We start from the raw sequence: 24,052 nt of genomic DNA, 5'->3' as shown, positions 1-24,052 counted from the left end.
CCTCAGCATTCAAGCACATGCTTAAATTGCGTTACAATTCGGCTTTAGTAATTACATCTACTTTAGGTTACTCTTTACTCACCCTCCACCTAAGTAAATGAAAAATGCTGATAAACAACAAGATAATAATAAGCTGCGGCATAATAAGTAGTTTGGTATCCCATAACATTTTCGCCGAGGCCAATCCCATTCCCCCCGTCAATAAGCTAACGGCATTCACCAATGCCGAATTAATCCTAGCACCGGGGAAACGACTCGCAAACGCCACATTATTAGTTGAAAATAATCGGATCAAAGCCATTATTGAAAAAGGGGATATCCCAGAAGCGGCACTAAAAGTTGATCTCAGTGGTTATACTATCTATCCCGGTTTTATCGATCCCTTTACCGATTATGGTATCGAGTTTGAATATCCCAAATTAGGGCTGACTCGTCCGGTATATGATATTAAACGTATCGGCGGTAATGCGGAAAATGGCGCAATTCATGCTGAAAAAGAATGGTTTAATTACGTTTACCCAAATAAAGAACGCGCAAGAGATTGGATCAATAACGGCTTCACCAGCGTACAAAGCAGTAAACTCGACGGTATTTTCCGCGGTACGGGTGTTAGCCTTTCATTAGCCGATAAAACCGCCAACGAGGTGATTTATCGTGCACGCAGCCAACCTTTTATGGCCTTCGATAAAGGCACATCTGAACAAGACTATCCCAATTCTCTAATGGGCAGTATCGCGCTTATCAGGCAAACCTTTGCCGATGCAAACTGGTATAACCAAAATAAGCACAAATCGGTTAATAGTTCAGCAAATGCTCAAATTGAATTTAATATCGCTTTCGAACGCTTAGATAACTTAGCCGAGAAACAAATCGTCTTTGAAACAAAAAACCTCAACGATTTGCTGCGCGCCGCTAACTTGCTCAAAGAACACCAGCTGCCCGCCAACCTACTCGCAAGTGGTCAAGAATATGCGCGCATCAATGAATTAAAAGCCCTAAATTATCCTTTGATCCTGCCGCTCAACTATCCGCAAGCACCCGATGTTGGCACCGATGATGCCGACCGTGAAGTCTCCCTTGCAGAACTCAGACAATGGGAACGCGCGCCCACAAACCCAGCAGCAGTCGCCAATGCTGGCATCCCTTTTGCCTTTACCCAATTTGGCATTAAAACCGAGGCATTTTGGCCACGTCTACGACAAGCCATCACCCAGGGACTGAGTGAGGACAAGGCCCTCGCCGCGCTGACGACTCAAGCCGCCGAGATGGCGGGGGCGGCCGACTTCGCCGGTAAACTTGCCCCCGGCTATATGGCCGACTTTGTGATTACTAAGGGCAATATCTTTAAGGATGGGCAGATTTATAGCGTCTGGCTGCAGGGCGAAGAGCAATCCATTCGCTCACTCCCACAGGCCAAACTCTTGGGCGACTATCAGCTCACGCTGAATAATCTCACCTTAGATCTAAACCTTGAAGAAACGGGCAAAAAAGCCTTCCAAGGTCAGCTAAGCAGTGGCGAGAAGAGCATTCCACTCACCAATCTTAAGCTTGAAGACGACGGCCGTGTGAGCTTTAACGCCGATTTAAGCGATGCGGGCATTCATGGCATCAGCCGTTTTACCCTCTGGCTCGCTAAGGATGGTATTCAAGGCCGTATGGTGGACGCCCAAAGTCGCAGCATTAATGTGGCGGGTATTGCTATCGCTTCGAGTCCAAAGACGGAACAAGAAGGCCCGCCTAAGACCGATGCTGCACCGACTTTAGTGAGTCAACTCACCTACCCTAACGTCGCCTATGGTTTGAGTGAGGCGCCAAAAGCCGAGAAACTCCATATTAAAAATGCCACCCTGTGGACCTCGGATAAACAGGGCATTTTAGAACATGCGGATCTATTAATGGCCAATGGCCGAATTGAAAAAATCGGTCAGCAGCTCAGCACGCCTTCGGGTTATCAAGTTCTCGATGCAACGGGTAAACATTTAACTGCGGGTATCGTCGATGAGCATTCCCATATTGCGATCAATGGTGGCACCAACGAAGGCACTGACGCGGTCACCTCTGAAGTGCGGATTGGTGATGTGATCAATCCTGAAGATATTTCCATCTATCGTGCACTCGCGGGCGGTGTCACCAGCGCACAATTACTCCATGGCAGCGCTAACCCGATTGGTGGCCAATCCCAGTTAATCAAGATGAAATGGGGTGAAAGTGCCGAGCAGCTTAAATTTGCTAATGCCCCTGCCAGTATCAAATTCGCCCTTGGCGAAAACGTCAAACAGAGTAACTGGGGTGAAAAGTTTGTTCAGCGCTTCCCGCAGACGCGAATGGGCGTAAAAGCTTTATTTCAAGAAACCTTCGATGCCGCACTCGCCTATGAGAAAGCGCTGAAGGACTATGATGATTTACGCAGCAGCGAGAAGAAGAAAACCGTTGCGCCGCGCCCAAGTTACCGTCTGCAGGCGGTGGCCGAAGTGTTAAAACAGCAGCGCGATGTGCATATCCACTCCTACGTGCAGTCAGAAATCTTAATGTTCCTGCGATTAGCCGAAGCCTATCAGTTTAAGGTGCAAACCTTTACCCATGTGCTCGAAGGTTACAAGGTGGCCAGTGAACTGGCCGCCCATGGCGCAGGCGCCTCAACCTTTGCCGATTGGTGGGCCTATAAGTTCGAAGTCTATGATGCAATTCCACAAAACGCCTGCTTGATGCAGAAACAGGGCGTGCTCACCAGCATCAACTCTGACGACTACGAAATGCAGCGCAGACTCAACCAAGAAGCGGCTAAGTCAATGATGTATTGCAATATGTCTAAAGAAGATGCTTGGAATATGGTGACCATCAACCCGGCGAAACAACTCAGGGTCGATGAGTATGTTGGCTCACTCACCCCAGGCAAGATGGCCGATATCGTGCTGTGGAACGCCGAGCCGCTATCGATTTACGCCAAAGTGACCCAGGCTTGGGTCGAGGGTAAACGCTATTTCGATCGCGACCAAGACCAGCTTGCCCAGCAGCAGGTCGTCGCAGAGCGCGCCGCCCTTATCCAAAAAATTCTCAGTAGTGATGATAACGCCAGGGCGGGTGAGAAAGTCACCCCGCTTAACGAGCCACAATGGCACTGCGATACCCATTATCAAGCTTGGGGCCAACATCATCAGGGAGCAAAATAATGAAGCACTTACCCACAAGCTTGCTGGTGTCGACACTGGCTGTGACGCTGTCAGCGCAGGCACATAATATCGTCCCTGCGCCCAAGCAAACCCAGAGCGTGTTGATTAAAAATGCCACTGTGCATACCGTCAGCCAAGGGACATTAACCAATACCGATGTGTTGATTGAGCAAGGTAAAATTAGCGCCATCGGGCCACAGCTAAGCGTCAACGACGCGGATAGCCAAGCGCAGATCATCGATGCCACGGGCAAACACTTATATCCCGGCCTTATCGCACTCGATACCAGTCTTGGTTTAGTGGAAATCGAGATGGTGCGCCCAACCGTCGATAATGCAGAAGTCGGTGATTTTAATCCGCAAATTAGCGCAGCAACGGCTTACAACCCAGATTCCGAGCTATTGCCAACCATTCGCTACAATGGCATCACCCACGCACAAATCGTCCCCAGTGGCGACGGACTCGCGGGCCAATCTGTGGTCGTTGACCTCGATGCTTGGACGATTGAGGACGCCCTGCAACCTAGCGAAGGCCAATTTCATGTTTACTGGCCACAAATCAAGCGCATGCCAGAGGATGAAAAGGAAAAAGCCAAGGCCATAGAGAAAAATCAGCAGGCCATAGCGACACTCACCACAGCCTTTGAGGATGGCTATCGCTACTTTTTAAGCCATCAGGCAAAGGATTCGGCCAATACAGCCAATTTACGTTGGCAGGCCATGTTGCCCCTATACCAAGGTAAGGCCACGCTATTTGTCCATGCGGACAGCGTCAGCCAAATTGAGCAAGTCATTGCCCTGACGAAAAAATATCAATTTAAATTGGTGATTGTCGGTGGCTATGATGCCTGGCGATTAGCTTCAAGCTTAAGGGAAGTGAACGCCAGTGTGATTTACCCGCACACCCTGAGCCTGCCCAAACGTAAAGATGAACCAGTGGATTTACCCTTTAAAATCCCTTCGTTGCTGGCAAGTGCAGGCATTCCCTATGCCCTTGGATTCTCATCGGATTGGAACAGTCGTAACCTTCCCTATGCCGCGGGCTACAGTGCCGCTTACGGCGTCACGCCCGAGCAAGCATTAAAATCGGTGACCTTAGATGCAGCAAAACTGCTGGGGATCACCGATTTAGGGGCCATCGCCGTCGGTTATCAGGGCAGTGTTGTGCTGAGTGACGGGGATATCCTCGACCCTATGAGCAACAAAATTGATGCAATCTGGATTGAAGGACGGCAAATAGATCTGAATAATCGCCACCAGCAGCTTTATCAAAAGTATCTTAAGCGATAGAATTTGCTCAGATAAATCGCTCGATACCGCGCAGTCCGTTGGACTGCGCTTATTTACCCTTAATCTTAGGTCAAACCATGAAAATCATCCTCTCAAGTGCATTAGTGCTACTGCTTAGCGCCTGTGCCAGCGATTACAGTTTTAACAGCAATTTGGACGGCGAGGCGATTAATGACTACTTCAAGGCGGGCGATGTCACGCTGTTTGAGGGCGATAGTTTGCCTAAAGGTCATTACGAATTAAAAGGTTTGGTTCAGGGCGAATCTTGTCAAGCCGATGTGAATGCGGTGCCCGCTTCCTTAAGTGAAGCCCGAACCGAGGCCCGCCGCGCGGCGGCCGATAAAGGCGCCAATGGCATCATCATCAAACAATGCGTAATGATGGAAGAAGCAGCCCAAGGCTGCGTCAGCCGCGCCCTCTGCGTTGGTCAAGCGATTAAAATGGCCTCCGCTGATTAGTGTAAAGCGTGTATACTGCGCGCCAATTATTGATGTACTTAACAACCTAGACCATCGGCGTTTGGGTTGTTGCCCTTGCTTTAGGTATTTTTTGCATGACATTTACCAACCAGATTACCGCTGTCGCCACTTGCCGCACTCCCTATAAACAAAAATTTGGCATTCCACGGCAGCCCGGGTTGGTGGAGGCGCGCGGTTATGTTGAGCTCGAGCCCCATGTCAATCATCTCGATGCCGTGCGTGGTATCGAGCAATATTCCCATCTTTGGTTGTTGTTTTGTTTCCATGAAAATCTCGCCCAAGGGTGGAAAACGACCGTACGCCCGCCCCGTTTAGGCGGCAATGAAAAACTCGGCGTATTCGCGACTCGCTCGACCTTTCGTCCGAATGGTATAGGCCAATCCGTGGTCAAACTCCACGGGGTGGTGCAACGTAAAGGCAAAGTATGCCTAGAGATTTCGGGCATGGATCTTGTCGATGGCACGCCCATTATCGATATTAAGCCCTATATTCCGTTCTCGGATTCGATTGAAGGTGCCGTTGGCGGTATCGCGCAAGAAGCACCAAAACTTATCCACGTAGTGTTTTCAGAACTCGCAGCAACCCAGATTAACGCATACAGCAAGCAGGACGCCTATACCGATTTAGCCGTGCTCATCCACGGCGTGCTGGGGCAAGACCCTCGCCCCGCCTATAAAAAAGCCAAGGATGACCCCAAGTTATATCAAGTGGCTTTGTATGATTTAGATATCTTTTGGCGAATGGCGGTCGATGAGGATGAACGGGAATACATTCAGGTTTTAGAACTCAAACCGGGGAAATGTGGCTAAATGCAGACGCCAATCACAACGGCCTTGCCTGATTATCAAAGCCAACATAAAAAGCGTCTGTCTTGGATGCCCTGGCTGTATTTCTCACTCAAAGAAAAACACTTAGTCTGGGCCAAACCTTGGCAGGATGAAGTGCAAGCCAACCTTTGTGCCCTCGAAACCGTGACCATTGGCGAGAACTGTTTTATTGCGCCCGAGGCGCAGTTATTTGCCGAGCCAAATCGCCATATCACAATCGGTCATCGCTGCATGATTGCCGCAGAATGTTTTTTGCATGGTCCTATCACGCTCGGTGATGAAGTTGCTATCAATCATGGCTGCTCCTTCGATGGTGGCCGAGTAGGCATTCAAATTGGCTCCCAAACTCGCATTGCTAACCACGTCACTATCTATGCCTTTAATCATGGCATGGCGCCTGATACGCCCATTTATCAACAAGCCTCAAACTCTAAAGGTGTCGTGATAGGTAAAGATGTGTGGATTGGCGCACAGGCAGGGATAGTCGATGGTGTCACCATTGGCGACCATGCGGTGATAGGCATGGGCTGCATTGTCACTAAAGATGTTCCCGCATGGGCCATCGTCGCGGGTAATCCTGCTCGGGTGATTGGCGATAGGCGGAATAAATAACTCACTTAGCTTTATCTGTATGCATCGCCCTCTGTGGCGACACAGCACACTTTGTAAAATGAAAACGGCCATTTGTCTGCAGCTGATTGAATTTAACCTCAATCCATAGGTGACATCATCGAAGCAGGTGATAAAATGGCGCCCATTCAACTCAAATTTGGACATCGGTAATGCGCGTTAGCAAATACCTACTTTCTACTCAAAAAGAAACACCTGCGAATGCAGAAGTCATCAGCCATCAATTAATGCTACGTGCGGGTATGATCCGCCGTAACGCTTCAGGTCTATACAGCTACTTGCCCACGGGCCTGCGAGTATTGCGTAAAGTCGAAGCCATTGTTCGTGAAGAAATGAACAAAGCGGGCGCGATTGAAATCCTAATGCCTATGGTGCAACCGGCTGATTTATGGGTAGAAACGGGTCGCTGGGACAAATTTGGTCCTGAGCTGCTGCGTTTTAAAGACCGCCATAACCGTGATTTCGTTTTGGGGCCGACCCATGAAGAAGTGATCACCGACCTAATCCGTAAAGAAGTCAGCTCTTACAAGCAATTACCGCTGAACCTTTACCAAATTCAAACCAAATTCCGCGACGAAGTGCGCCCACGCTTTGGCGTGATGCGTTCGCGCGAATTCCTGATGAAAGATGCGTATTCTTTCCATCTGGACGTGGACACCATGAATGAAACCTATGAGGCCATGTATCAAGCCTATAGCAACATTCTGTCGCGCATGGGCTTAGCCTTCCGTCCTGTTTTAGCGGACACGGGTTCTATCGGTGGCAGCATGTCACACGAGTTCCACGTATTGGCGCAAAGCGGTGAAGACTTAATCGCCTACTCTACTGGCAGCGACTATGCCGCTAACATCGAGAAAGCCGAATCGCCAATGCCAACCGAAGCGCGTGGCGCGGCGACTGAAGAGTTACGTTTAGTTGATACCCCCAATGCAAAAACCATTGCCGAGTTAGTTGAACAATTCGGTTTGGATATCACTAAAACTGTGAAAACCTTGATTGTTAAGGGTGCGACGGAAGAAGCGCCACTGGTTGCGCTGATTGTACGTGGCGACCACGAGCTGAACGAAATCAAGGCAGACAAGTTAGATTTAGTAGCATCACCATTAGAGTTTGCCCCAGAAGCGCTGATCCGTGACGCCATTGGTGCAGGCCCTGGCTCATTAGGCCCTGTCGGCCTGAATATGCCTATTATCATTGACCATAGCGTAAGCGTGATGAGCGACTTCGCCGCCGGCGCAAACCAAGATGATAAACACTACTTTGGCATCAACTGGGAACGCGATCTACCACTGGCACAAGCAGCCGATATCCGTAACGTGGTTGAAGGTGAGCCAACACCTGATGGTTTAGGCACTTACGCAATGGCGCGTGGTATCGAAGTGGGTCATATCTTCCAACTCGGTACTAACTATTCTAAATCGATGAATGCGACTGTTCTCGATGAGAACGGTAAATCACAGGTGCTACTGATGGGTTGTTACGGTGTGGGCGTAAGCCGTATCGTGGCGGCAGCAATTGAGCAAAACTTCGATGACCGCGGCATTGTATGGCCAGAAGCCATTGCGCCATTCAGTGTGGGCATTCTGCCAATGAATATGCACAAGTCACACCGCGTGACCGATATCGCCGAGCAGTTATACAAAGACTTAAGTGCCGCGGGTATTGATGTGCTACTCGATGATCGTAAAGAGCGTCCAGGTGTAATGTTCGCGGATATGGAACTGATTGGTATTCCACACACAGTGGTGATTGGCGATCGCAATATCGACGCTGGCGTTTTTGAATACAAAAACCGCCGCACTGGTGAAAAGCAAGATGTGCCATTCGACCAAATCGTCGATTTTTTGAAGAATCTGCAGGCTTAAGCACTGTCTTTTGCGCTGAATGCGCATTCAGCCAGTTTGAGCTAATGGCTAGCCATTAGCCTCTCAATACAGAAACGCACTTAGGTTAAACTTAAGTGCGCTTTTTTATTTCCCGTCTGTTGATTGCAAAGTGGCTCTTAAGCACTCACCTTCAACGCTTCTCATCAAAAACTAAAGAAATGTCATTAAGATAACTGCTCAGACTTGCTTTTTTAGATAAGGCATTGCTTTAATAAAATCATAATAACAAGTCGTTGAGTATTAAGATTGCCAACATCAACAGCATTAGTCCTCGGTGGCGGTGGCGCTCGTGCCGCCTATCAAGTGGGAGTGTTAAAAGCACTGGTCCAGCTTTATCCGCGCAACCATGGTATCCCCTTTAAAATAATATGTGGTACTTCCGCAGGCGCCATTAACGGCACGTCAATTGCAACACATGCGTCATGTTTTCATTTGGGTGTCAAAAAACTCGAGTGGGTTTGGCGCCATTTTGAAACCAGAAAAGTGTATCGCGCCTCGATTCCTGGCGTGTTAAGCCATCTAACCAAGATGGCTCTCAAAGGCTTACAGGATGATAAGGTTAATACCGATGCTGGCAGCCTGCTCGATAATGAGCCTTTACGGCATTTATTGAATGAGCTTATTGATTTTAAAAGAATTGATCGCAATATACGCAATGGCGCATTAACGGCACTCAGTGTCGATACTTCTTGCTATAACAACTCACGCTCGGTGACGTTTTTTCAAGCGGCGCGGGATATTGAAAACTGGACTCGCGCCAGACGCAGCGGCGAGCGGCGGATGTTAAATACCGAACATCTATTAGCAAGCTCGGCGATCCCTATGGTGTTTCCGTCGATAAAACTTAATCAAGCTTATTATGGTGATGGCTCAGTCCACCAACTCGCGCCGCTCTCAAGCCCAATTCATTTAGGGGCCAGTAAGTTATTGGTAATAAACCTCGATAGTCCCCATAAGCATTTTCCAATGGAATTAGAATATCATCCGAAGACAGCGACTATCGCTGGTCATCTGCTGGATACTATCTTTTCCGATACCTTAAATAGCGATCTGGAGCGCTTAGAGCGGATTAATCATACACTATCACTGATCCCCGAAGAGAGTCGCAGTCAGCTAGCGTTGCACCCTATAAAAACCTTAGTGATAAAACCCAGCGAAGATTTAAGTAAAATCGCCGCCCGATTTTATGATGATATGCCCTGGGCGATTAAGACCTTATTGGGATTTATCGGTATCGACAGGCAGTCAGACTCGAGTATTGTGTCTTATCTTTTGTTTGAGAAGTCCTACACCAGTGCCTTGATCGAATTAGGTTATAAGGACGGTATAGCGCAACTTGACGAACTTAAAGCATTTTTCAATTTAACCGAATGCAATACCACCTAGATAAGGCTTGCAAAAATCGAATTGAAGCCCGCGTCTTGCCATGTTATAAATTAGGCGATGACATAATTCCTTAACTAAGATGTGCGAAACTCATTAAAAATTAAGGATTATTCAGTAGCAGCTAAGCAGTAAATCAGTCTAAAGTCTGAAAGGCGGAAAAGATTTAACATTGATCATTTAAGTTGAATCACCTATCATGCTGTACTAGATTAGCTAAAAATTAGGTTAATTTTTTCTAAAAGGGAATCACGATGAAAAAAACTTCATTAGCACTTATCGCTGCTATGTCAATGTTAGGTTCAGTTGCGGCTAACGCTAACCCTGGTGGTACTGTTACTGGTGGCAGTGCTGGTGGCGCAGCTGGTGGTATCGTTGCTGGTGGTATTGCAGCTGGTGCAGTTGTTGCTGGTGTTTTGGTTGCTGCAAATGCTGGTGATGACAATCCAATCTCTACTTCTAACAGCAATTCTACATCAGTATCATCTAACTGATGGTTATTTGGTGCGAATTATAAATAACCGCCTTTTGGCGGTTGTTTTTTTTGGGGCACAAGAAGGTCTAAAGCAAAATAGTGAGAGCTTGAAATCACTTCAACATATATCTACATTGGTTATCTATCATTATTGAGAATAAGCAACTCGGATGCGTAAATATAAAAAAATCTTTTCCTTTATTGCTGTTTCGGCAGTATGTCTAGGCTTATCGGGCTGTAACCAACGAATTAGCGCCTTAAACGATACGATTAAACTCGCCTTTTGGGGAAATGAAGATGTGGTACTCACCCCTGAGCAAGTTTCAGCTAATCCTTATGCGAGTATTTATGTAAAAATGGAAGATACAGCTCAAGCATTTGTGGTCTTAGCCTTTGCAGAGCCTAAAATCAGCCTATCTTCAGTTAAAAATGCACCTGAAGTACTAGAACTGAAATGGTTATCAGCGGATAAAGGTATGTTAGTGACAGTTAATGGCCGCCTAGTCAAAACCCATAATTTGCTCGCGGGTAATTTAGCGGCTGTTGAAAGTGAAGAGCCAGATCCACTGTTATTAGGATTACATTTAAGCTCCACCCCCAAAACTTGGACTAGAACGCTCGACTGGCAACCAGGTTATCACTATGGCTACAAAGCAAAATCAGAGTTTAAACTGATTAGCGACGAAAATATTCTAATCAATGGCACTCCTACACCAGCTTTGCATTTTAGTGAAAGCGTCTCTGTGGATGCGCTGAATATCCAATATCAAAATGAGTTTTGGCTAGATCCTCAGACTGGCAGCGTTATTAAGAGTCATCAGAAGATTGCACCTAATCTGCCATTTATTGATATCACCTTACTGAAGCCTTTTGCCGCTTAGTGGAGCCATAATGAGATCATATATTACCCCGTTGGCACTGCTAGTAAGTTCACTATTTTTGCCGAATGTTGAAGCTAATACCCAACTTTCTGTCAGTACCTCAGCCTCAAATCCACCTCAGTTGCAAATTACCTATCCCTCAGCCATTCGAGTCGGACAAGCGGTGCAGGATGGTTTAACACAACTTCCCCTTTATAATCAGGTTACTAAAAATGAGGCCATTCCAATTTATTGGCTAGGTGCAGCCCTATTAGATACAAAAAATACCGCTGCACTAGAAGTCACTCGTCAGCAAGTATTACAACAGTTAGCGACCATGGGTGAGCAAGCCGACAATGCGAACTATATTGCAAACCTTGCTAAATTCGCCCAGTTTTTACGTAATGTAAAGATTGGGCAACGAGTAAATCAGCCATTAGATCTTGATTTAATTAGAATTACTGATGCTTACAATCCAGTTATTGACGGTGATTTTTTACTGGTGCTACCGCCACGTCCAACCACTATCACTGTCGTTGGTGCTGTCGCGCAAACAGGTGAACAAGTTTGGCAATCGCGAGCTAGCAGTAAAGATTACCTAACTCGAGCGGGTTTACTCGATAATGCCGGAGATAGTTTTGTATGGATTATTCAACCCGATGGCAAAGTGATAAAACAACCCATCGCTTATTGGAATCATCAGGCTCAGGATATCGCCCCTGGTGCAATACTCTTTGTTGAGTTTTCGGCTCTCTTTAATGATCACGCAAAATTAAACAACAACATTATTGAATTACTCAAAAATCGGGCTCTGTAATGAAAAAGTCGACTCCCACCATGCATACGTTCGGGCGTTTATCTGCGCTGTCATTAGCCCTGCTACCTTTATTACATGTTAGCGCCGACGAATTCTCTTATCCAACCCTCTTACCTTCACAGTCAGATTTTGGTGGCGTTGGTTTAATGCAAATGCCCACTGGTCGTATGGCGCCAGAAGGAGAATTTAACTTTGTCACCACTTATAACGATGACTATCAGCACTTTAGCGCTTCAGTACAATTATTTCCGTGGTTTGAAACCACAATCCGCTATACGCTAGTGCAAGACCTACTTTACAGTAACGATCCCAGTTTTAGCGGCGACACTAAATACACAGATAAAGGGATTGATTTTAAGTTTCGTTTACTGGAAGAAAGTAATTGGCTGCCAGAAACCTCGATTGGCGTGAGAGACTTTGGTGGTACAGGTCTATTTGATGGCGAGTTTATCGCTGCGACGAAACGAGTCGGTCCACTGGATTTTATCCTCGGCATAGGCTGGGGTTATATCGGCAATAGTGGCAACCTGACTTCGGATAAAAAAGATCTTAATTACAACTGCGACAGAGATACTTCTTATGGTGGTAAAGGTGGCACGGTCGATTATCAACGTTGGTTTAAGGGCTGTGCTGCGCTTTTTGGCGGGGTTGAATACCAAACGCCGTGGGAGCCACTGCGTTTAAAAGTGGAATATGATGGCAACGACTATCAATCTGACTTTCCTGTCGTACGTGGCGGCATTCCAATGCCACAAGACAGCAAATTTAACTATGGTTTGCTCTATCGATTCGGTGATTGGGGCGACCTACATTTAAGTTATGAGCGCGGTAATACTTGGACACTCGGCTTTAGTCTGCAAACCAATTTTAATACCTTGTCACAGATTAAACGAGATCCAGAGGCTGCTAAATACAAGCCGCTTCCTGCTGCCCCACTAACTGTTACGCAACCAGAATCCTCTACACAGGTAAACATACCAAAAGTCGACCAAGCGACTGTCAGTGCAGAGACATCTGCAAAGCATAAATCAGAAGTGCAAAATGCTGAAGTAGCCAATCTAGAGCCTACAAACGCTTCTAGTCAGACTGTTGCAAATAACCAAGTAGATTGGAATGTAGTTGCTCAGGACTTACAAACCATTGCAGGTTATGCAAATGCCAAAATTTATCTCGATCACGACAGCATTACTGTTGTGGGTGAACAAACCAAATTCCGTGATAGAAATGAAGCGCATCAAAGAGCGGCAACCATACTCGCTAATAACACTGATGCAACTCGTATCAAAGAGTATCGGCTAATCGAAACCCGTTATCGCCAACCGATAACCGAAACCCGCATTGATGCGCAAAAATTTGCCCAAATCGCAAGTTATGGCTATCTCAATGCAAAAATCACAGATGCCAGTGTTGTTAGCATACCAACCTTACCTCAGGGACTGCAGGTCAATAATACAGATAAGGATTGGCTGGATAAGCTTAGCTTTGATATTTCACCCAACATGTCCCAATCCTTTGGCGGTTCCGAAGGATTTTACATGTTTAGTATTGGCATGACAGGTAGTGCAAGTTACCGCTTTACCGATAACTTTGAGTTTTCAAGCTCACTTTATCTTAACCTTTACGATAACTTTGATAAGTTTTTGTACGAAGTACCGCCCGATGGTACAGATTTAAAACGGGTTCGCACCCTCGTTCGCCAGTATATTCATGATAATCCAGTTCGAGTAAATAACCTGCAACTAACTTGGATGGATAGTTTAACGGATAATATCTTCTACCAAGCCTATGGTGGATATTTAGAAATGATGTATGCAGGTGTAGGTGGCGAGGTTCTTTATCGCCCCCTAAATAGCGAATGGGCTTTTGGTGTTGATGTGAATTACGTCAAACAGCGTGATCCAGATAGCATGCTCGGCTTGTTTACAGAAGAAAATCAATTTGATCCACTCACCAACCGTCCTTATCGTGTACAAACTGGAACTGTTACAGGCCATGCATCGGTCTATTACCAACCAGACTGGTTCCCAAATACCTTATTAAGGATCAGTGCTGGCCAATATTTGGCCGAAGATAAAGGGGTTACGATTGATTTCTCAAAACAATTTGACAGCGGTGTGATTGTTGGCGCCTTCGCCACTAAAACTAACCTATCTGCAGAAGAATATGGTGAGGGCAGCTTTACCAAAGGCTTCTACGTATCAATCCCATTTGATTTAATGACGATTAAATCAACTCATAGCAGAGCGACAATCAGTTGGATGCCACTGACTCGCGATGGTGGCCAAACAGTAGGACGCAAGTACAGCCTATATGATGTAATGGACGCGAGAGATCCTTGGTTCACCCGCCCCAGCACTGAAAATAAGCCTGTAAAATAACAAAAACCGCCGTTAGTCTTTAGGCACTAACGGCTGCTTTTGCATCCCTTGCGGAAAGAATGGGCGTTTCATTTAACAGCGGCCAATCGATTGCAAACTTAGCACAATTCCAAGGCAACACATATTCATCGTCTGGCGCGTAATAATCAGTGCAGCGATACAATACATCTGCGTATTCACTCAACACATAAAATCCATGGGCAAACCCTGGCGGGATCCACATTTGTAAATGATTATCGGCAGAAAGTATCCTGCCAACCCATTTTCCATAGGTCGCAGATTGCGTACGAATATCAACGGCAACGTCAAAAATACTGCCAGCACATACGCGTACTAATTTGCCCTGCGGATGCTGTTGCTGATAATGCAATCCACGCAATACATGCTGCTGAGAGCGACTGTAGTTATCTTGCACTAACGCAGGAGCTTCAAATCCGCGACTACGTAAGCAATTAGTAAAGTAGCTTTGCCGAAAGGTTTCCATAAAAAAACCACGTTCATCACCAAAGACTTGAGGTTCAAACACCAGTACTTCTGCCAGCTCGGTTTCAATGCACTTCATTAAACACCTGTTTATTTAGTAAACCTAAGAGATATTCACCATAGCCACTTTTAATTAAAGGTTGTGCTAAAGCTGTAAGTTGCACAGCATCTATCCAACCAAACTGGAATGCCACTTCTTCAGGGCAGTTCACTTTCAACCCTTGGCGTTTCTCTATGGCAGCAATAAATTGTGTTGCTTCAGCCATCGCATCCGGCGTTCCCGTATCGAGCCAAGCAGTGCCGCGCCCCATAATTTCAACCTGCAACTCCCCAAGTTGAAGATACTGGTTGATTACATCGACAATTTCTAATTCGCCTCGTGCAGAGGGAACAACATTTTTAGCCAACATACTCGCTTTGTGATCAAAGAAATATAAACCTGGAATAGCATAGGAAGATCGGGCTGCGGTCGGCTTCTCTTCGATAGAAATAGCTTTGCCATGGGAATCAAACTCAACAACGCCATAAGCATTAGGGTTAGCAACATGATAACCAAATACTGTAGCACCAACGTCTAATTGAGTTGCATTGCGTAAATTAGTGCTAAGTTGCTGTCCATAAAATAGATTATCGCCGAGAATTAACGCACAGGAGTGGCCTGCAAGAAAGGGTTCAGCAATGATAAGGGCCTCAGCTAATCCCCTTGGCGAAGGCTGCACAGCATATTCAAGCTGGATTCCCCAACACTGACCATCACCCAGTAATGCCTTAAAAAGTGGCAAATCATGAGGAGTACAAATAATCAAAATATCTCTTATACCCGTCTGCATCAGAGTCACTAAAGGGTAATAGATCATTGGCTTATCGTAGATAGGCAATAATTGCTTACACACAACCTGCGTCATAGGATAAAGGCGAGAGCCTGTACCACCCGCCAATAGAATGCCTTTTCTCATTGATATATCAAGGATTAATGAATTGAATCAAGACGCAGATTGTAGCATATAAATACAACCTAATCGCTGCCGATGGCTTACGAGAAAAAGTAGAACATCGCTATGCAACTTCGAGATTCTAGGTGCTAGGTGCTAGGTGCTAGGTGCTAGGTGCTAGGTGCTGCATTATTTTTCAGGAAGTTGTATCTCGACTTTTACACCTTGGTTAGGCGAAGAGGTCAGCATAATGCTGCCATGGAGCTTTTGAGTAACCAAATTATAGATAATGGACATGCCTAAGCCAGTACCGCCATTTTTACGGGCGGTGGTAAAAAAAGGTTCAAAGGCTTTTAGTTTGACCTCATCCGTCATACCGACACCATTATCTTGATAACTCATGCAAATGTTCGAGCCTTGCTGTTCAACTCGGATAGTAATTTGCTTATCACCAGCAAAATTGTCCGGAAAGCCATGGCGAAAGCTATTGGCAACGAGATTAGTAAAAATTTGTGCAATGGCACCAGGATAAGAATCAATCGAAATATCGTCATCAAGTTCAACGACTAAGGCGATATTTTTTTTGCGCATCAATGGTCTTAATGAACTAAAAATCTGAAAAATATAAGTCTTCAAATTAAATCGTTCACGCTCGAGTACAGACTGATCTGCGGCCGTTCGCTTAAAGTTATGCACCAGCTCAGCAGCGCGAGTCAGATTGCGTTCTATCAACCCTAAACCATCTTGCATGGTATTAATAAAGGTTAAGAATTTATCTTCATCCAGTTCATTTTGTTCAAATGCAGCTTTTAACAAGGCGACTTCATCTAAGCAATGGGTCACTGACGTAACCGCAATCCCCAAAGGCGTATTGACCTCATGGGCAACCCCTGCGACTAAGCTTCCTAACGCCGCCATTTTCTCATTCTCAATCAAATGGTGCTGAGTTGAACGCAAATCGGATAATGCCGTTTCTAACTCTTCGGTGCGGCGCGCGACTTGAGCCTCTAAATCAGTATTAATCGCCTGTAATTGCAGCTGATAATCTAAAATCTCCTTTGCACTCATTGCTCGGCCAAATAAATCAGCCAAAGCAGAGGCAAAAGCTTTTTCATCACGAGTCCATTCTCTTGGTTCACCTTGATGTTCAGAGCAAATAATGCCCACCATCTTGCCACGATGGCGTATAGGGCTATCTAACATCGAGGTAATGCCATGAGGCACTAAGTAAGCCTTTACAAACTCATGGGTCGCTCTATCAGTTTGAGCCTGATTAGCCACTATCGCCCTTTCATTATCTAATAGGCTGAAATAATGGGGGTATTGCTCACGCGTTAAAACAAAAGCTTCCTGTCTTTGCATATTATCCAGCAGGTAAAAGCAACGCATACTTTGGTGATCGTCAGCCCATAACCAAATACCAGCTCGACTGATTTTGAGACCTTGGCAAACAGAAGAAACTATTAATTGTGATGCCTCAACTAAATCGCCACCATCAATAGTGGATGAACGACTTACATCAAATAAAATCCTATCTAACATGCGCGTCATAACGATGATATACCTCAGCAGCTATTGTCTGAGATTGAAATCAGGCAATAAACTAACTCACTCTTAAGTAGTAGTCTTTAGTATAGATTCAATCTGCAAACTCACTAGCAATAATACTCAGGCTAGCGCCTAGTAATCCAAGATAGACATTGGGATAGTAGAAAATGATCAACACACGATACCAATTTATCTCCTCCGCTATCCCTTATTTTAGGTGCAAAAAGCTTCGTGAGATGCAAAGCTCCATTAATAAATATGCTTGGCGCAAATGATGATGACAGTTATGATCCCCAAGGTTACAAATCAAACGGTTGAGATGAATATGAAACTTCCACTTTTTATTATCGCCTTACTCGGATTCATGGTCACGGCCTGTAGCGACCAACAAAACACAACTCCTCACAGCTCAATCACACAAAACTCAGAAGCTAAAACTACCATCCCACTAGGCGATACCAGTCAAAATGCACTCGATTGGCCTGGCGTGTATGAAGGCGTTATACCCTGCGCAAGCTGCGAAGGTATTCAAACAACGCTTACTCTACAAGCTGATAACAGCTTTGAATTAAAAAGCATTTATTTGGGTAAAGACGAAACTATCTTTAAAGTGGCAGGAAAATTTGACTGGGATACCAATGGCTCAAAGATTACCTTATCCGATGGCAGTAAATACCTCGTCGGTGAAAACCAACTGTTTATGTTAGACACGGATGGCAACAGGATTAACGGCGAACTAGCTGAAAATTATATTTTGAAAAAGAAAGGGGTGTAGATCATCGTAGCGTTTAGCTAGGACCCAGCTAACACGCTGCAATTCTAGACTCTAGCGTCTAGCGTCTAGCGTCTAGCGTCTAGCGTCTAGCGTCTAGCGTCTAGCGTCTAGCGTCTAGCGTCTAGCGTCTAGCGCAAAATTGTCAGCGTCTTAGCTCCTCGCATCGACTATCCTCAGAATTAAAAAGAGTAACCAACACGTGAACTCCACTATCCAAATTATCCGTTATGAAGAATGCGAATCGAGCTTATGGAAAAATGGCGGCGGCAGCACGAAACAACTGCTGATATGGCCAAAGGGGGCAGACCTCAGCAACTTTGATTTTAGGTTCAGCATCGCCACCATTTCGAGTAACGGCCCCTTCTCACTCTTCCACGGCATAGATAGGCAACTTTGCATATTGGAAGGCGAAGGTGTAAAGCTACTGATGTTTGAAAATGGAGCTAAATCGTGCGAACTCATACTGCGCCCAAACCAAGCTGCATTTTGCTTTAGCGGCGAGACTCAGATCGAAAGCCAACTCTTAGATAAGCAAATTATCGACTTTAATGTGATGACCAAACGTGGCAAGTATCGTGCGTATATTGAACGGTTGGAATTAAATGGCTCCTTCAGCCTTGAGCCCTCCAAAACCAGTCATGAAGATAATGTCCATCGACCAAACAAGCCATACAATAACGAGCCACAACAATGGTTATTGTGCCTTGAACCGCTGAACTTAGTTTATCAAGAACAAATTATTCAACTTAAGCGCTATGATATGGTGCAATACCTACTAGGCCAGAATTCAACAGCACAATCCACAGAAATACGACTCTTTGAAATAACAACTCCCGAAGCAAACCACTCAGACGCTGAGCGACCAATAATTAAGCAGAAAGATAAAGAATGCCAGCGCCCACTAAATCATAAACAAAGTCAGGTACTGCACATCATTATAGAAAAGGAGCTAGACGTTAGAAGCTAACCTCTAGTGAGTAAAGCAGAACTTTTTATGCGTCTGAGCCTAGGGACGGGCGGAGGTAGAATAAAGCAGGAGCAGTTATCGAGCAACGTCCTGGATTCTCGCGCGAAGCGCCCGCTTTACGCAGCTCTTACTGCCTCAGCGATATATTCGGCTTGTTGTTGAGTCAAGGCTATGTCCGTAGATTCAACCATTACTCGAATTAAGGGTTCGGTACCCGATTTGCGTAATAATACTCGCCCCTTGTCCCCTAAAACTTCCTCAGCGGTTAGCACAGCTTGTTTAACACTGTCTTTAGCCAAAATACTATCCGCACAGCCAGAGGTTAAACGCACATTAATAAGCAATTGCGGCAATTTCGTCATGCCCGCTTTAAGATCTGCCAAACGCTTACCCGACTCTAAAACGGCCTTAAGTACCTGTAAAGAAGCCACAATACCATCACCTGTAGAAGCATGCTGTAAGCTCAAAATATGTCCGGAACCTTCACCGCCAAGTTTCCAGCCAGTTTCTTTAAGTTGCTCAACAACATAGCGGTCGCCAACCTTAGCCCGCACAAAAGGAATATCCATTTGTTTGAGTGCCAGTTCTAAACCGAGGTTTGACATAAGCGTACCAACTACCCCGCCCTGCATCCCTCCTTTTTGATGTGCCGCTTGTGCCAAAATAAACAAAATCTCATCGCCATCAACCACATGGCCATTATGGTCAACAAACATGACGCGGTCGGCATCACCATCGAGCGCAATACCTAAATCCGCTTCATGGATCATCACCGCAGATTGCAAGCTATCTAAATGTGTTGCACCGCAATGATCGTTAATGTTAACGCCGTTGGGTTTGTCGTTAATGCTAATCACCTCAGCCCCTAACTCGCGATACACATTCGGGGCAATATGGTAGGCTGCACCATGGGCACTATCGACAACAATTTTTAATCCCGCCAAGCTTAAATGATTTGGGAAGGTTCCTTTACAAAACTCAATATAACGACCGGCAGCATCATCAATGCGGCGCACCTTGCCCAGCTTTTCAGAAGCGACACATTGCAACGCGTTATGCTTGAGCGCTTGTTCTAATAGCGCTTCAATTTCAATCTCTTGCGCATCATTTAGCTTAGTGCCGGTGTTTGAAAAAAACTTAATACCATTATCATAAAAAGGATTATGGGAAGCACTGATCACCACGCCTGCATCAGCCCTAAAAGTAGAAGCTAAATACGCCACCGCAGGCGTTGGCATAGGGCCAATCAAAGCAACATTGACACCTGCGGCTGAAAAACCCGCTTCCATTGCCGACTCAAGCATATAACCACTAATGCGAGTATCTTTACCAATCAGCACTTCTTGAGTGCCAGTGGACGCCAGCACTGTGCCAGCGGCCCAGCCTAACTTCATCGCAAAATCAGGCGTTATAGGGGATGTACCCACCTTGCCACGCACACCATCAGTACCAAAATACTTCCTAGACATACAAAATCCTTATAAACGAAGAAAAAAAAGCCAAATCATTTAGGATTTGGCTTTTAAAAACTTTATATTTAAACATCTGAACTACATCAAATATTAAATTAAGAAACTAACGTCACCACTTTCGCTTTTGTGTCAGCAGGTTTAAATAATTTCCTCTGCTGCCAAACTAGATCACAAATACCATCAGTTGGGGCAAAACCAGTGGGTGCCGCAAGTAAAATCTCACGAATCGCCTCGTGATTAAACTCATGGCATGCTTTGTCTAAACGATTAAGAATTAACTCTAATTCGGACCATGGCAGATAAATTTCATTCGCTGTCATAATCCGCTCATGGTCTGTACCAGTTACATCATCGCCAATCAGTAACTCTTCATACAGTTTTTCACCGGGGCGCAGGCCGGTAAATTCAATCGCAATATCACCATTGGGATTCGCTTCATCCTTAACGTCATAACCGCTTAAGCGGATCATTTTTGTCGCAAGATCAACGATTTTTACTGATTTCCCCATATCAAGCACAAATACATCGCCGCCTTTGCCCATTGCACCCGCCTGAATAACTAGCTGAGAGGCTTCGGGAATAGTCATAAAGAAACGAGTAATTTCAGGGTGAGTAACAGTAACTGGGCCACCATTAGCAATCTGCTTACGGAACAATGGCACAACAGAACCTGAAGACCCCAGAACATTACCAAATCGCACCATACAAAAACGCGTTTGATGATCCTCTTTTGCCAATGCTTGCAATGCCAGTTCAGCCATACGTTTAGTTGTACCCATCACATTTGTAGGGCGCACAGCTTTATCGGTAGAAACCAAAACAAAGGTCTCAACCTTCGCAGCAATTGCAGCTCTCGCAGTATATAAAGTGCCAAATACGTTATTGCGCACCCCTTCAACCACATTGTGCTCAACTAAAGGCACATGCTTGTAGGCGGCCGCATGGTAAACCGTTTGCACTTTAAACGCCTGCATTACTGCTTGAACACGATTTTCACGTTGCACAGAACCCATCATGGGCAAAATTTCCACATGCAAATTCAGCTCTTGTGCTGTTGCAATAAGCTCTCGCTCAATGGAGTAAAGTGCAAACTCAGATAACTCAAACAAAACGAGTTTTTTAGGTTCTTGCTTAAGGATCTGCCGACACAACTCAGAGCCAATAGAGCCGCCAGCACCAGTCACCATAACCACTTTGTCTTTAATATTTGCGGCTAATAGATTTTGTCGAGGAGCAACACAGTCACGGCCCAATAAATCTTCAATCTCCACTTCTTTAACATCACTAAATAACTTATCACCACTGACTAAATCAGCCATCGCGGGCAATGTCATCACCTTAACGCTAAGCGGCTCAAGCTGATTGATAATCTCTTGCCTGCGAGAGCGTGAGGCACTTGGCATAGCTAACAACACACGTGCAGTGGCTTTTTGCTTAATTAACTTACGTAATTCCTGTGGTGCATGCACATGTAGGCCCTGGATCACAGTACCTTGCAACGATTCATCATCATCAACAAAAGCGATTGGGTGGTATTCGTGGCTTTGCGCTAGCGCAATTGCTGTTTGGCGGCCGCTAACCCCTGCACCATAAATTACCACAGGTTCACCGCGGCGATTCATCCCCGCCCCAACTAGAGACCTCATAAGCGAGCGCGCGCCGCCAACAAAAACGAGGGCAAAGGCAGCATAAATAAAGGGAACAGTACGAGGTAAATCAACACCGCCATAGTAGGCTAGTAAAACCAAAGCAATAGTGGAAATACCGACACCCGCAACAATCGCGGTAAAGGCTTGCGAGCCAATATAACGAAGTACGGCGCGATAAAGCCCCAAGCGTACAAAACCAGCAATACTAATCGGTATTGTTAATGCTATTAAACCCCAATATTGGGCCTTGAGTAATACTTCAACTGAGTCCAAACGCACTAATAAGGCAAACCAAAAAGCAAATAGCAAAAACACAGAGTCTACAACAACACTGACCAAACGCTTTTGTGACCGTTTTAACGAGAATAAAAACTGCAAAAATTCCATCTTTTGCTCCAGCTTAACTAAGTAATTCATGAAGTTGAGTAACAGCTTATGCATTAATAATGGGCATCAAATCTTAGAACAGGTGAGTATACATCAGATAACAAGCAACAGCTAAACCCAAATGTAATAACTAACTTGGTTTAACTGCATCACCACTGCCACTGCCTGTAGCCGTCATCAGGATGTACTTAAAATAACGACCTAAAGTTAAGGTATCGATCATTTGCTTATCTGTCTGGGCTAGCAGCTGAGGGGTAGACATATCAATATTTTGCACTTGCGCTAAACCAGTAACCCCTGGTAATACATTATAAACACCTAAAGCATCACGCTCTGCTATCAATTCCTCTTGATTAAATAAGTTGGGCCGTGGGCCGACTAAACTCATCTCACCTTTTAAAACATTAATTAATTGTGGTAACTCATCAATTTTGCTTTTGCGCAAAAAACCACCAAATCTAGTAATTGCAGCATTGCTAGCAAGATGGCTTGCAACGGATGCGGTATCTTTACTCATAGTACGAAACTTAACCAAGTTAAATGGCTTTTTATGTTTACCAACACGAGTTTGGATAAAAATCGGTGAGCCAGTATCAAACAGACCAATAATGGTGACGATGAACAATATTGGCCATAACAATAACAACCCGAAGAATGCAATGAGAAAATCAATTAAACGAATCATGTTCTACCATCATTTAGTTTTTCGCTTGAAGAAAAGCTTGCGCTGTTTGTTTGAACCCTTCCTGCAGGGTCTGAGGTGGCTTCCAATCTAAAGTGTCTTTGGTATGAGAAATATCAACCTGCAATGAACCCGTTAATCTATCTACAACATCTGATTTATTACATAGTTTACCCACAAATTTATAACACCAAATGGGTATAGGGAGTTGCCATGTAGGCTTACCTAGTGCCTTTGCCATTTCACGGATCATTTCAGAGGTCGAAACATCATGGTCATCAGAAACAAGGAATACTTGATTAGCCGCTTTAGGATGATTAATACAGGTAATAATTAAATCAACTAGATTTGTAACAGACACCAAACTGCGTTTATTTTGAGTAATACAACCAAATGGCAACGGAATTCCACGTGAAACTAAATTCATCAGAGATGCGAAATTAGCTTTAACTCCGGGGCCATAAACTAAAGTAGGTCGAATAATAACAATTTCCATACCGGTCTCTAAACCCAAACGAAATAAATGTTCTTCCGCTTCAGATTTAGATTTACCATAAAAATCCTGAGGCAAGCGGAGGTCAAAGGTAGTGAATGGTCTTTCGAGCTCAGTTTTCTCACCATTAACTTTAATTGAACTAATAAAAATAAAACGTTTAACACCTGCATTAGCTGCTTGTTTAGCTAAATTAAGTGTACCCTCAGTATTAACCTTACGGTATTCAGCAAGGGGGTCAACGGAATTATCACTCATTAAATGAACACGGGCAGCACAATGAATAACGACTTCCACATTATTGAGCGCTAAAAGGTAATCTGATGAATTATCAACATGCGCGCAAAAAAAATGACCACAATCTATTCTAGTCCGCCCTAATAGAGTTAAAAGACTATTATCTTTCAAAAGATTAACAATATTTCGACCAACAAAACCAGTATAACCTGTCAACAAAATACTTTTCATTA

General features: G+C 45.0%; 20 protein-coding genes. 13 read left to right on the top strand and 7 right to left on the bottom strand.

The window, feature by feature from the left end; all coding sequences use genetic code 11:
* Positions 1–104: 104 nt before the first annotated feature.
* The 11 genes from EYR25_RS06300 to EYR25_RS06250 all read left to right on the top strand — a co-directional run bounded on the left by EYR25_RS06300 (position 105) and on the right by EYR25_RS06250 (position 14,194).
* The gene (locus EYR25_RS06300; RefSeq protein ID WP_133178874.1) at positions 105–3,170 is read left to right on the top strand and encodes an amidohydrolase family protein; all 3,066 of its coding nucleotides are present in this window, start codon (positions 105–107) and stop codon (positions 3,168–3,170) included.
* Positions 3,170–4,459 carry an amidohydrolase gene (locus EYR25_RS06295; RefSeq protein WP_133178873.1) on the top strand — a complete coding sequence of 430 codons (1,290 nt, stop codon included), beginning with the start codon at positions 3,170–3,172 and terminating at the stop codon, positions 4,457–4,459. Before EYR25_RS06300 ends, EYR25_RS06295 begins: the two co-directional genes overlap by 1 nt.
* Positions 4,460–4,536: 77 nt before the next feature.
* Complete coding sequence (gene rcsF / locus EYR25_RS06290; protein WP_011622132.1) at positions 4,537–4,917, top strand: Rcs stress response system protein RcsF; 381 nt, start codon at positions 4,537–4,539, stop codon at positions 4,915–4,917.
* 95 nt (positions 4,918–5,012) lie between these two features.
* Positions 5,013–5,747 (top strand): tRNA (N6-threonylcarbamoyladenosine(37)-N6)-methyltransferase TrmO, encoded by a 735-nt coding sequence (gene tsaA / locus EYR25_RS06285; RefSeq protein WP_133178872.1) that lies wholly within the window; start codon positions 5,013–5,015, stop codon positions 5,745–5,747.
* A complete protein-coding gene (locus tag EYR25_RS06280; RefSeq protein ID WP_133178871.1) occupies positions 5,748–6,377 on the top strand; it encodes an acyltransferase in 630 nt (209 codons plus the stop codon).
* A 170-nt stretch (positions 6,378–6,547) separates the two neighbouring features.
* Positions 6,548–8,260, top strand: a complete 1,713-nt coding sequence (locus EYR25_RS06275; RefSeq protein ID WP_011622129.1) for a proline--tRNA ligase — start codon at positions 6,548–6,550, stop codon at positions 8,258–8,260.
* 267 nt (positions 8,261–8,527) lie between these two features.
* Positions 8,528–9,667: a patatin-like phospholipase family protein gene (locus EYR25_RS06270; protein ID WP_133178870.1), complete on the top strand. Its 1,140-nt coding sequence runs from the start codon at positions 8,528–8,530 to the stop codon at positions 9,665–9,667.
* A gap of 251 nt (positions 9,668–9,918) precedes the next feature.
* Positions 9,919–10,158: a hypothetical protein gene (locus EYR25_RS06265; protein WP_133178869.1), complete on the top strand. Its 240-nt coding sequence runs from the start codon at positions 9,919–9,921 to the stop codon at positions 10,156–10,158.
* A gap of 151 nt (positions 10,159–10,309) precedes the next feature.
* Positions 10,310–11,020, top strand: a complete 711-nt coding sequence (locus EYR25_RS06260; protein ID WP_133178868.1) for a YjbF family lipoprotein — start codon at positions 10,310–10,312, stop codon at positions 11,018–11,020.
* Between the two features lie 10 nt (positions 11,021–11,030).
* A complete protein-coding gene (locus EYR25_RS06255; protein WP_133178867.1) occupies positions 11,031–11,816 on the top strand; it encodes a capsule biosynthesis GfcC family protein in 786 nt (261 codons plus the stop codon).
* On the top strand, positions 11,816–14,194 hold the full coding sequence (locus EYR25_RS06250) for a YjbH domain-containing protein (RefSeq protein ID WP_133178866.1): 2,379 nt from the start codon (positions 11,816–11,818) through the stop codon (positions 14,192–14,194). Before EYR25_RS06255 ends, EYR25_RS06250 begins: the two co-directional genes overlap by 1 nt.
* 19 nt (positions 14,195–14,213) lie before the next feature.
* Here the strand turns inward: EYR25_RS06250 and rfbC are convergent, their stop codons facing one another.
* From rfbC to EYR25_RS06235, 3 genes are all read right to left on the bottom strand, one after another.
* Positions 14,214–14,756: a dTDP-4-dehydrorhamnose 3,5-epimerase gene (rfbC, locus tag EYR25_RS06245; protein WP_133178865.1), complete on the bottom strand. Its 543-nt coding sequence runs from the start codon at positions 14,754–14,756 to the stop codon at positions 14,214–14,216.
* Positions 14,743–15,633, bottom strand: coding sequence for a glucose-1-phosphate thymidylyltransferase RfbA (rfbA, locus tag EYR25_RS06240; RefSeq protein WP_133178864.1), 891 nt, complete (start codon positions 15,631–15,633; stop codon positions 14,743–14,745). Before rfbA ends, rfbC begins: the two co-directional genes overlap by 14 nt.
* A gap of 165 nt (positions 15,634–15,798) precedes the next feature.
* Complete coding sequence (locus tag EYR25_RS06235; RefSeq protein ID WP_133178863.1) at positions 15,799–17,160, bottom strand: sensor histidine kinase; 1,362 nt, start codon at positions 17,158–17,160, stop codon at positions 15,799–15,801.
* 322 nt (positions 17,161–17,482) lie between these two features.
* Between EYR25_RS06235 and EYR25_RS06230 the strand changes: the two genes are divergently transcribed.
* Together EYR25_RS06230 and EYR25_RS06225 are read left to right on the top strand one after the other, a co-directional pair.
* Complete coding sequence (locus EYR25_RS06230; RefSeq protein ID WP_165953550.1) at positions 17,483–17,932, top strand: copper resistance protein NlpE; 450 nt, start codon at positions 17,483–17,485, stop codon at positions 17,930–17,932.
* A 199-nt stretch (positions 17,933–18,131) separates the two neighbouring features.
* Positions 18,132–18,899, top strand: a complete 768-nt coding sequence (locus EYR25_RS06225) for a HutD/Ves family protein (protein ID WP_133178862.1) — start codon at positions 18,132–18,134, stop codon at positions 18,897–18,899.
* A gap of 116 nt (positions 18,900–19,015) precedes the next feature.
* Here EYR25_RS06225 and glmM read toward each other — a convergent pair whose 3' ends face one another.
* From glmM to EYR25_RS06205, 4 genes are all read right to left on the bottom strand, one after another.
* Positions 19,016–20,368, bottom strand: coding sequence for a phosphoglucosamine mutase (gene glmM, locus EYR25_RS06220; RefSeq protein ID WP_133178861.1), 1,353 nt, complete (start codon positions 20,366–20,368; stop codon positions 19,016–19,018).
* A gap of 98 nt (positions 20,369–20,466) precedes the next feature.
* Positions 20,467–22,407 carry a polysaccharide biosynthesis protein gene (locus tag EYR25_RS06215; protein ID WP_133178860.1) on the bottom strand — a complete coding sequence of 647 codons (1,941 nt, stop codon included), beginning with the start codon at positions 22,405–22,407 and terminating at the stop codon, positions 20,467–20,469.
* Positions 22,408–22,537: 130 nt separating this feature from the next.
* Positions 22,538–23,092 carry a sugar transferase gene (locus tag EYR25_RS06210; protein WP_133178859.1) on the bottom strand — a complete coding sequence of 185 codons (555 nt, stop codon included), beginning with the start codon at positions 23,090–23,092 and terminating at the stop codon, positions 22,538–22,540.
* Positions 23,093–23,105: 13 nt separating this feature from the next.
* The gene (locus EYR25_RS06205; RefSeq protein ID WP_133178858.1) at positions 23,106–24,050 is read right to left on the bottom strand and encodes a UDP-glucose 4-epimerase family protein; all 945 of its coding nucleotides are present in this window, start codon (positions 24,048–24,050) and stop codon (positions 23,106–23,108) included.
* Positions 24,051–24,052: the final 2 nt, after the last annotated feature.

The organism is Shewanella decolorationis (genome assembly GCF_004354305.1).
GTDB lineage: Bacteria > Pseudomonadota > Gammaproteobacteria > Enterobacterales > Shewanellaceae > Shewanella > Shewanella decolorationis.
This window is presented reverse-complemented; position numbering and strand designations above follow the sequence as displayed.